At 70.9% G+C, this 8,011-nt stretch carries 8 protein-coding genes; 1 reads left to right on the top strand and 7 read right to left on the bottom strand.

The window, feature by feature from the left end; genetic code table 11:
- Positions 1-100: 100 nt before the first annotated feature.
- From lipB to lpdA, 7 genes are all read right to left on the bottom strand, one after another.
- Positions 101-844 carry a lipoyl(octanoyl) transferase LipB gene (gene lipB, locus ABZX37_RS48930; RefSeq protein WP_354751195.1) on the bottom strand — a complete coding sequence of 248 codons (744 nt, stop codon included), beginning with the start codon at positions 842-844 and terminating at the stop codon, positions 101-103.
- Positions 841-1,470: a phosphatase PAP2 family protein gene (locus tag ABZX37_RS48925; protein ID WP_354751194.1), complete on the bottom strand. Its 630-nt coding sequence runs from the start codon at positions 1,468-1,470 to the stop codon at positions 841-843. The genes lipB and ABZX37_RS48925 overlap by 4 nt, the downstream gene beginning before the upstream one ends.
- On the bottom strand, positions 1,467-2,345 hold the full coding sequence (locus ABZX37_RS48920) for a TIGR01777 family oxidoreductase (protein ID WP_354751193.1): 879 nt from the start codon (positions 2,343-2,345) through the stop codon (positions 1,467-1,469). The genes ABZX37_RS48925 and ABZX37_RS48920 overlap by 4 nt, the downstream gene beginning before the upstream one ends.
- A gap of 15 nt (positions 2,346-2,360) precedes the next feature.
- The gene (locus ABZX37_RS48915; RefSeq protein ID WP_354751192.1) at positions 2,361-2,846 is read right to left on the bottom strand and encodes a helix-turn-helix domain-containing protein; all 486 of its coding nucleotides are present in this window, start codon (positions 2,844-2,846) and stop codon (positions 2,361-2,363) included.
- Between the two features lie 5 nt (positions 2,847-2,851).
- Entirely contained in the window at positions 2,852-3,961 is a 1,110-nt protein-coding gene (locus ABZX37_RS48910) for a serine hydrolase (protein WP_354751191.1), read from the bottom strand.
- Between the two features lie 110 nt (positions 3,962-4,071).
- Entirely contained in the window at positions 4,072-5,847 is a 1,776-nt protein-coding gene (gene sucB, locus ABZX37_RS48905; RefSeq protein WP_354751190.1) for a 2-oxoglutarate dehydrogenase, E2 component, dihydrolipoamide succinyltransferase, read from the bottom strand.
- A 55-nt stretch (positions 5,848-5,902) separates the two neighbouring features.
- Positions 5,903-7,276: a dihydrolipoyl dehydrogenase gene (gene lpdA, locus ABZX37_RS48900; RefSeq protein WP_344268403.1), complete on the bottom strand. Its 1,374-nt coding sequence runs from the start codon at positions 7,274-7,276 to the stop codon at positions 5,903-5,905.
- 193 nt (positions 7,277-7,469) lie between these two features.
- Between lpdA and ABZX37_RS48895 the strand changes: the two genes are divergently transcribed.
- Entirely contained in the window at positions 7,470-7,817 is a 348-nt protein-coding gene (locus tag ABZX37_RS48895) for an oxidoreductase (protein ID WP_354751189.1), read from the top strand.
- Positions 7,818-8,011: the final 194 nt, after the last annotated feature.

Raw genomic sequence — 8,011 nt, 5'->3', positions numbered from 1 at the left:
CTCCTAAGTCGCACCCCAGCTGGACTGAGCCGCCGAAAAGCCGTGAAGGGCTCCTTGAGGGAATCTGATTCCCTCAAGGAGCCCTTCACGGACAGCTGGGTCAGTTCTGCAGGGCGAAGGTGACGCCGGGGGCCTTCGGGGCCTCCGGACGCGGCAGCCAGCGGTCGTCGCTCACCGGCAGTTCGCCCTCGAGCGCGGCCAGCACCAGTTCCTTCGCCAGCGGCAGCACCTCGGCGACCGGGACGTCGCGCCGCAGTTCATACGACAGCGAGGTGACGCCCGCGTCCCGGATGCCGCACGGCACGATGTTGTCGAACGCGGCCAGGTCGGCGTTGCAGTTCAGCTCGAAGCCGTGCATCGTCACGCCGCGCTGGACGCGGATGCCGATCGCGGCGATCTTGCGCTCGATGCCGCGTTCGTCGGCCGGGATCCAGACGCCGCTGCGGCCCTCGACGCGGCCGGTGCGCACGCCGAACCGGTCGCACACCGCGATCAGCGCCTCCTCGAGCCGCCGCACGTAGTGCATGACGTCGATCGGGTCGGCGAGCTTCAGGATCGGGTAGCCGACCAGCTGGCCGGGGCCGTGCCAGGTGATCTTGCCGCCGCGGTCGACGTCGATCACCGGGGTGCCGTCGGACGGCCGGTCCTCGGGTTCGGTGCGCTTGCCCGCGGTGTAGACCGACGGGTGCTCCAGCAGCAGCATGGTGTCCGGCCCGGTCTCGTCCGCGCGCGCGGCGAGGATCTCCCGCTGCAGGTCCCAGGCCTCGGTGTAGTCGATCGTCCCGACCTCGCGCACGACCAGGGGCTCGGCGGCGATACGACAGCTTGCGCTCGAAGAACTCACCCGTCGAGGCTACGCCTTCCGCCCGCTGGAAAGGGGATCAGCCGGAGTGCGGTCGCTGACACCAGACCCACGCCGAGCACCGCGAGCACGGCCCCGGCAGTGTCGGTCACCCAGTGCACGCCGAGCACGATCCGGCAGGCCGCGGCCAGCACGGTCGCGGCGGCGGAAATCCAGATCGCCCACCGCACGAGCCGAGGCCGAAGCCAGGCACAGAGCAGGACCACGACCAGGCCGGTCGTCGCGACGGAAACGACGTGGCCGCTGGGGTAGCTCAGATCCGGGTACGCGCGCGGGCGCTGCCGCTGGAACACCGGCTTGAACGCCAGGCTCGTCGACCGGCACAGCAGAAGGACCACGGCGAGCCGTGCACAGAGCGAGAACTGCGACCGGTCCCGCAGCACGATCGCCAGCAGCACCACACCGAGCACATACGGCAGAACCGGGCCGAGGACGTTCGTCACCACGCCCGCGACCTGGCCGGCCGGGCGAGTGTCCTGTCCTCGCAAGGCAGTGGCGACCTCGACGTCGAGCTGCAGCGGCTGCCGGTCCACCAGGAACCCGAGCCAGCCGAACGCGGCGAACAGCACCGCCCCGGTGACGATCCACCGGACGCGCGGCATCGTCACGTCGCCGCGGCGAGCGCGCTGTCGACGGTGCGGTGCCGGAATTCGTAACCGCTCGCCTCGAGCTTCCGGGGCACCGCGCGCTGCCCGTACAACGCCATCTCTTCGGCGGCCTGGCCGAGGGCGATCTTCATCGCGATCTCCGGCACCCACCACGGCGCGGGCCGGTGCACGGCGTGGCCGAGGGAGTGGGTGAACTCGGCGTTGGTCACCGGGATCGGGCCGGTGAGATTGACCGGGCCGGACAACGAGTCGTGCTCCAGGATGTGCACGAGGGCGCCGATTTCGTCGTCCAGCGCGATCCACGGCATGTACTGGCTGCCGTCGCCGAGCCGTCCGCCGAGCGCGAAGCGGAAGAGCGGGCGCAGCACGTCGAGCAGACCGCCGTGCCGCGCGAGAACGAGACCGGTGCGGATCGAGACCACCCGGGCGTTCGTCGCCGCAGCGGTCGCGGCTTCCCACTCGGTGCACATTTCGGCGAGAAAACCGTTGCCGGCTTTGGTGTTCTCATCGACCACAGTGGACCCGGAGTTGCCGTAGTAGCCCACGGCGGAGGCGTTCACCAGCACGCCGATGCCGTGCTCGGCCACCGCTTCGGCGAGCACTTCAGTCGGCTCAATGCGGCTGTCGAGCAGTTGCTGTTTGCGCATTCCGCTCCAGCGGCCGGGCAGCAACGGCGCGCCGCACAGGTTCACCACCGCGTCGATGCCGTCGAACGCGCCGTCGTCGATCCGTCCCGACGGCGGGTCCCAGCCGCTCTCGTCGGAAGCCTGCGAGGTGCGCCGCACCAGCCGGCGCACGTCGTGCCCGGATTCGCGCAGCCGTCCGGTCAATGCGGTGCCGAGGAGACCGCCGGAGCCCGCGATGAGTACCCGCATGCCTCTGATCGTGTCCTATCGGCCGGGCTCGTGCACACCCGGGCGGAGCTGACCGGCGACGTCGGCGGCGGCGGTCAGCAGCACCAGCGCGGGAATCGCGGCGGTCGGCTTGAGCCGGTAGCTGCCGCGCCGGTCCTGCTCGACCAGCCCGGCCGCGGTGAGCGCCTTGAGGTGGTGGTAGAGCCGTCCCGGGGAGCTGAGTTCGGCCGCTTCCTGCAGTGCGGCACCGGTTTGCGCGCCGTCGCGGGCGAGCAGCCGGACGAGCGCGATCCGGTCGGTGTTCGCCAGTGCGGCGAGCACCTCGGCGCGCGGGCCGTCCGGCAGCGAGAGGACCGCAGGCGTGGTGAGCCGGATTTCCCAGCGCAGCTCGGGATCGCTCAATTCACCCTGATAGCCCACGATCCCCTGCGGACCGCCCTGGACGGATTCGGCGGGCCGCCCCTCCAATGCGGCCATCCGGCGTTCGAGCGCCGCGACGCGCTCGGCGAGGTCTTCGGTCATGCGGGTCAGTGTCCCAGCGCGCGCTCCAGAGCCCGGAAGGCGGCGGGTTGGCTCAGCGCGCGGACACCCAAATCGAGCAGCACTTCGTAGTGCGCGTTATCCGCTTCGGTCGCGTTCTGCAGCAGGATCGTGCCGGTGCCGGGGCGGCGGTCCGGCCACAGCACGTCGAATCCGAACGTGAGGATGGCGGGCAGGCTGCCGCCCTTGAACAGCAACGCGTCCGAGCCAGGCGGCTTCCTGGACGCGAGCACGGTGCCGAGGACTTGCTGCGCGAGAACGGCGGCGCGATCGCGGCTGGAGGCGATTTCGCGGTGCAGGCCGAACAGTTGCGCGGCGCTGCCGCGGCCGGTGGCGGCCGCCCAGGCGTAAGTCTGTTCCAGCGACGGAGGCTTCGTCGTCGCCCTCGGGATCACTTGGGCACGGAACGATGTGTCGCAGGCGAACCGGTTCGCGAGTGCGTCGCCCGCGGCACGGCGCACGGCGACCGGGCTGCCCGGCGGCGGACAGTATTCGGGGAACAACAGCAGCAGCACCTCGCCGCTGAACATCCGGACGTCCGGCATCGGCCAGCCGCCGCGAGCCCCCGCCGCCCGCAGTGCCCGGTCGCCGAGCCGGTGGCGCAGGTAGTCGGCCGCCGCGTTGTCGCTGACGAAGATCGTCATTTCCGCGATGTTCCGCAGCGGCACGGACTGATCCGGATCCTTCGCCATGCCGTATTCGTCGCACGGGATTCCGAGCTGCGTCAGGGCTTGCCAGTGCGCGCCCGAGCCGATCGGGCCGTCGCCGAGATAGGGATGCCAGGCGTCCCAGTCGCCGACGCGCACCGGCTCGTCCGGATCGAGCCGTCCTTCGGCGACCGCGGTCGTGTAGGCGAGCAGGTGCACCGCCTTGATCGCGGACGCGAGCGGGCGCGGCCGGTCCGCGAGATGGGTCAGCCGTCGGCCGGCGCCGTCGGCGAAAACCGCCGACACGTCGTCGCGGTGCGCGGCGAGCCGGGCGAGCCAGCCTTCGGGAGTGGATTGGTCCGGTGGGTCGGCCAGCGCGAGCGAGGGCGCGACGATCGTGACGGCCCCCGCTGCCGCGACCGACGTCAGCAAGCTGCGTCGAGTGAGCATGAGCCCACTCTACTCTGCAAATCCGGAATTCCGGAATAGTTGACCACGGGAAAACAACGACGGCCCCCGCACTCCGGAGAGTGCGGGGGCCGTCAGGAGGAGTGACTGGATCAGAGACCCAGCTCGTCCTCGAAGTTGCCCTCTTCCAGGCGCTGCTTGACCGTGGTCAGGAAGCGGCCGGCGTCCGCGCCGTCGACCAGGCGGTGGTCGTAGGTCAGCGGAAGGTACGCCATCGAGCGGACCGCGATGGTGTCGTTGCCCTCGGCGTCGGCCACGACGACCGGGCGCTTCACCACGGCGCCGGTGCCGAGCATGCCGGACTGCGGCTGCACGATGATCGGCGTGTCGAACAGGGCCCCGTTGGAGCCGATGTTCGTGACGGTGAAGGTGCCGCCGATCAGCTCGTCCGGCTTGATCTTGTTGGCCCGGGCCCGCGCCGCCAGGTCGGCGATGCGGTGCGCGAGACCGGCGAGGCTCAGCTCGCCCGCGTCGTGGATCACGACCGAGAGCAGGCCGCGCTCGGTGTCCACCGCGATGCCCAGGTGCACGGCGCCGTGGTAGGTGATCTCCTTCGTGTCCTCGTTGTAGGACGCGTTGACGTTCGGGTGCTGCTTGAGCGCCTCGACCGTCGCCTTGGCGAAGAACGGCAGGAACGTGAGGTTGACGCCCTCGCGCTCCTTGAACGCCGCCTTCGCGCGCTGGCGCAGCTTGGCGATCTTGGTGACGTCCACCTCGTGCACCTGCGTGAGCTGCGCGGAGACCTGCAGCGACTCGCGGGTCTTGGTGGCGGTGATCTGCCGGATCCGGCTCGCCTTCTGCACGGTGCCGCGCAGGGCGGCGACCTCCGGCGAGACCGCGGCGGCGCGCGGCGCGGACGGAGCGGCGGCGGCCGGAGCGGACGGGGCCGCGGCAGCCGGGGCCGGAGCCGCCTTCTGCTTGGCCTCGGCCGCGGCGAGCACGTCCTGCTTGCGGATGCGGCCGCCGACTCCGCTGCCGGTCAGCGACGCGAGGTCGATGCCGTGCTCGGAGGCGAGCTTGCGCACCAGCGGCGTGACGTACGGGCCGTCCGCGGACTCGGCCGGGGCCTGCGCGGCCGGAGCCGGAGCTGCCGGGGCCTGGGCCGCGGGAGCCGGAGCGGCGGGCGCGGGGGCCGGGGCGGCCGGAGCCGGGGCGGGCTTGCTTTCCCGCACCGGAGCCGGAGCGGGCTTGGACTCCTGCGCCGGGGCCGGAGCCGGAGCGGCCGGAGCCGCCGCCGGGGCGGCGTTCGCGTCGCCGATGACCGCGAGCACCCCGCCGACCTCGACGGTCTCGTCCTCGCCCGCGCGGATCTCCAGCACGGTGCCGGCGACCGGCGACGGGACCTCGGTGTCGACCTTGTCGGTAGAGATCTCGAGCAGCGGCTCGTCGACCTCGACGGACTCGCCGACCTGCTTCAGCCAGCGGGTGACGGTTCCCTCGGTGACGCTCTCGCCCAGTTCGGGCAGCTTCACCTCGGTGCCCGAACCGCCCGCGGCCGGAGCGGTGTCCGGCTGCGACGGAGCGGACTCCGCCGGGGCGGCCGCCGCGGGAGCAGGGGCTTCCTGCTGCTGCGGGGCGGGCTCCGGCTCGGCCTGCTGGGCGGGGGCGGCGGACTCGGGCACGCCGCCGGTGCCGTCGTCGATCACCGCCAGCTCGCCGCCGACCTCGACGGTGTCGTCTTCCTTGGCGCTGATCTTCACGACCGTGCCGGCGACCGGCGACGGTACTTCGGTGTCGACCTTGTCGGTCGAGATCTCGAGCAACGGCTCGTCGACCTCGACGGTGTCGCCCTCCTGCTTCAACCACCGGGTGACGGTGCCCTCGGTGACGCTCTCGCCGAGCTCCGGCAGCGTGACGGAGTAGGCCATTGTTCGCTGGCTCCCTTGATCGCTAAGACGTGGTCTGGATTGTGCTGGTTGCGCGTCAGCTGTGCACGTGCAGCGGCTTGCCCGCGAGGGCGAGGAACGCTTCGCCGAGTGCCTCGGTCTGCGTGGGGTGCGCGTGGATCAGCGGGGCGACGTCCTCCGGGAACGCCTCCCAGCTGTAGATCAGCTGCGCTTCGCCGATCAGCTCGCCGACCCGGTCGCCGACCATGTGCACGCCGACGACGGGGCCGTCCGGCGCCTTCACCAGCTTCACGCCGCCGGAGGTCTTGAGGATCTGGCTCTTGCCGTTGCCGCCGAGGTCGTAGGTGAACGTGGTGACGTCCGAGCCGTACTTCTCCTTGGCCTGGGCTTCGGTGAGCCCGACGGAGGCGACCTCGGGGTGCGAGTAGGTGACGCGCGGGATGCCGCGCTCGTCGATGACGCGCGGGTTCAGGCCGGCGATCTCCTCGGCCACGAAGATGCCCTGCTGGAAGCCGCGGTGCGCGAGCTGAAGGCCCGGCACGATGTCGCCGACCGCGTACACGTTCGGCAGGTTGGTGCGGAGCCGGTCGTCGGTGAGCACGAAGCCGCGGTCGATCTGGACGCCCGCCTCCTCGTAGCCGTGCCCGGCCGAGTTCGGGCCGCGGCCGACGGCGACGAGCAGCAGGTCGGCTTCCAGCGTCTCGCCGGACTCCAGCGACACGCTGACGCCGTTGTCGTCCTGCTTCGCGCCGGTGAACCGGACGCCGGTCTTGAAGCCGATCTTGCGGCGGCGGAACGCGCGCTCGAGCTGCTTGGAGGCGTACTCGTCCTCGTTCGGGACCAGCCGCGGGAGCGCCTCGACCACGGTGACGTCGACCCCGAAGGAGGCCCACACGCTGGCGAACTCCACGCCGATCACGCCGCCGCCGAGCACGACGACCTTCTTCGGCACGTAGTCCAGCGTCAGCGCCTGCTCGCTCGCGATGATGCGGCCGCCGAGCTCGAGGCCGGGAAGCGTGCGCGAGTAGGAACCGGTGGCGAGGATGACGTTCTTGCCGGTGTACCGGGTGCCGTCGACCTCGACGGTGGTGCCGCCGACGAACCGGCCGGTGCCCTCGACGAGGTTCACCTTGTGCGCCTTGGCCAGGCCCTGGAGGCCCTTGTACAGCCGGGAGACGATGCCGTCCTTGTACTTGTTCACCCCCGCGATGTCGATGCCCTCGAACACGGCCTTGACGCCGAACGTCTCGGCGTCGCGGGCCTCGTCGGCGACCTCGGCGGCGTGCAGCAGGGCCTTGGTCGGGATGCAGCCCCGGTGGAGGCAGGTCCCGCCCAGCTTGTCCTTCTCGATCAGCGTGACGGAAAGGCCCAGCTCGGCCGCGCGGAAGGCCGCGGCGTAGCCGCCCGATCCGCCTCCCAGGATCACGAGGTCGGCGGAGGTGTCGCTCACTTCAATAACTCCTCGGCAGCGATAGGGGTGAAGCTTCGGTCGCCGCGGCACCCGGTATAAACGCGCGCGCGACAACAGCCATCTTGTCACTACGCCGATCGGCGTTGCGACCTAGCCGGGCCAAGGCGACACTGCGACACCGGCCACACGCGCCACCGGGAATAATGAAGGCCGGACTCTCACCTGAAGAAAGGTGGTCGAAGTGGGGATCTTCGACTCGTTGCGCCGCCGCGGCAGACGCGGCCCGTCCGCTGGAGCAAGCCGCTCCGGAGGCCAGGACGATACCCGCTACCTGCAGGAATGGGCTGCCGCGCGTCGCGGAGTGGAAGCCTTCGTCGAGCCGAAAACCACGGTGACCGACACCACTGTGGTGCTCGTCGCGCACGACGGCGAATGGACCCGGCGGCGCATCGGAAGCTTCGACGCCGCGCAGCGGTTCGGGCACAAGAACACGATTCCGGTGTACGAGGTCGCGCGCGTCGGCTACCCGCAGCGCATGCGCGACTACACCGAACGGCAGAAGCGTCGCCCGGGCAGCTGAGCCTGGTGCTTGCTCGCCGTAGCGGGTGGGGTGTTGCCGGGGGTGCTTCCTTGTGGTGGCTCGTCGCCTGGCGGCGACATTGCGCCCGTTGGTTGCGTGGGGCACCCCGAAGCCGAGTGTGCTGACGGTTCGGGGGTGGTTTTGAAGTGGGGTAAGATTGCTTGTCAATCACCCCCCAACCCCAGGGCGGCTTA

The sequence above is a fragment of the Amycolatopsis sp. NPDC004079 genome, from assembly GCF_040610415.1.
In the GTDB taxonomy this organism is placed as follows: Bacteria; Actinomycetota; Actinomycetes; order Mycobacteriales; family Pseudonocardiaceae; genus Amycolatopsis; species Amycolatopsis halotolerans.
The sequence above is the reverse complement of the archived record's forward strand: the minus strand, read 5'-3'. Positions and strand labels throughout refer to the sequence as shown.

What these genes read in the sequence shown, in the direction of transcription:
- ABZX37_RS48915 (WP_354751192.1), bottom strand. Translation starts at nt 2,846, where the DNA reads ATGACCGAAGACCTCGCCGAGCGCGTCGCGGCGCTCGAACGCCGGATG.
- ABZX37_RS48910 (WP_354751191.1), bottom strand. Translation starts at nt 3,961, where the DNA reads ATGCTCACTCGACGCAGCTTGCTGACGTCGGTCGCGGCAGCGGGGGCC.
- ABZX37_RS48920 (WP_354751193.1), bottom strand. Translation starts at nt 2,345, where the DNA reads ATGCGGGTACTCATCGCGGGCTCCGGCGGTCTCCTCGGCACCGCATTG.
- sucB (WP_354751190.1), bottom strand. Translation starts at nt 5,847, where the DNA reads ATGGCCTACTCCGTCACGCTGCCGGAGCTCGGCGAGAGCGTCACCGAG.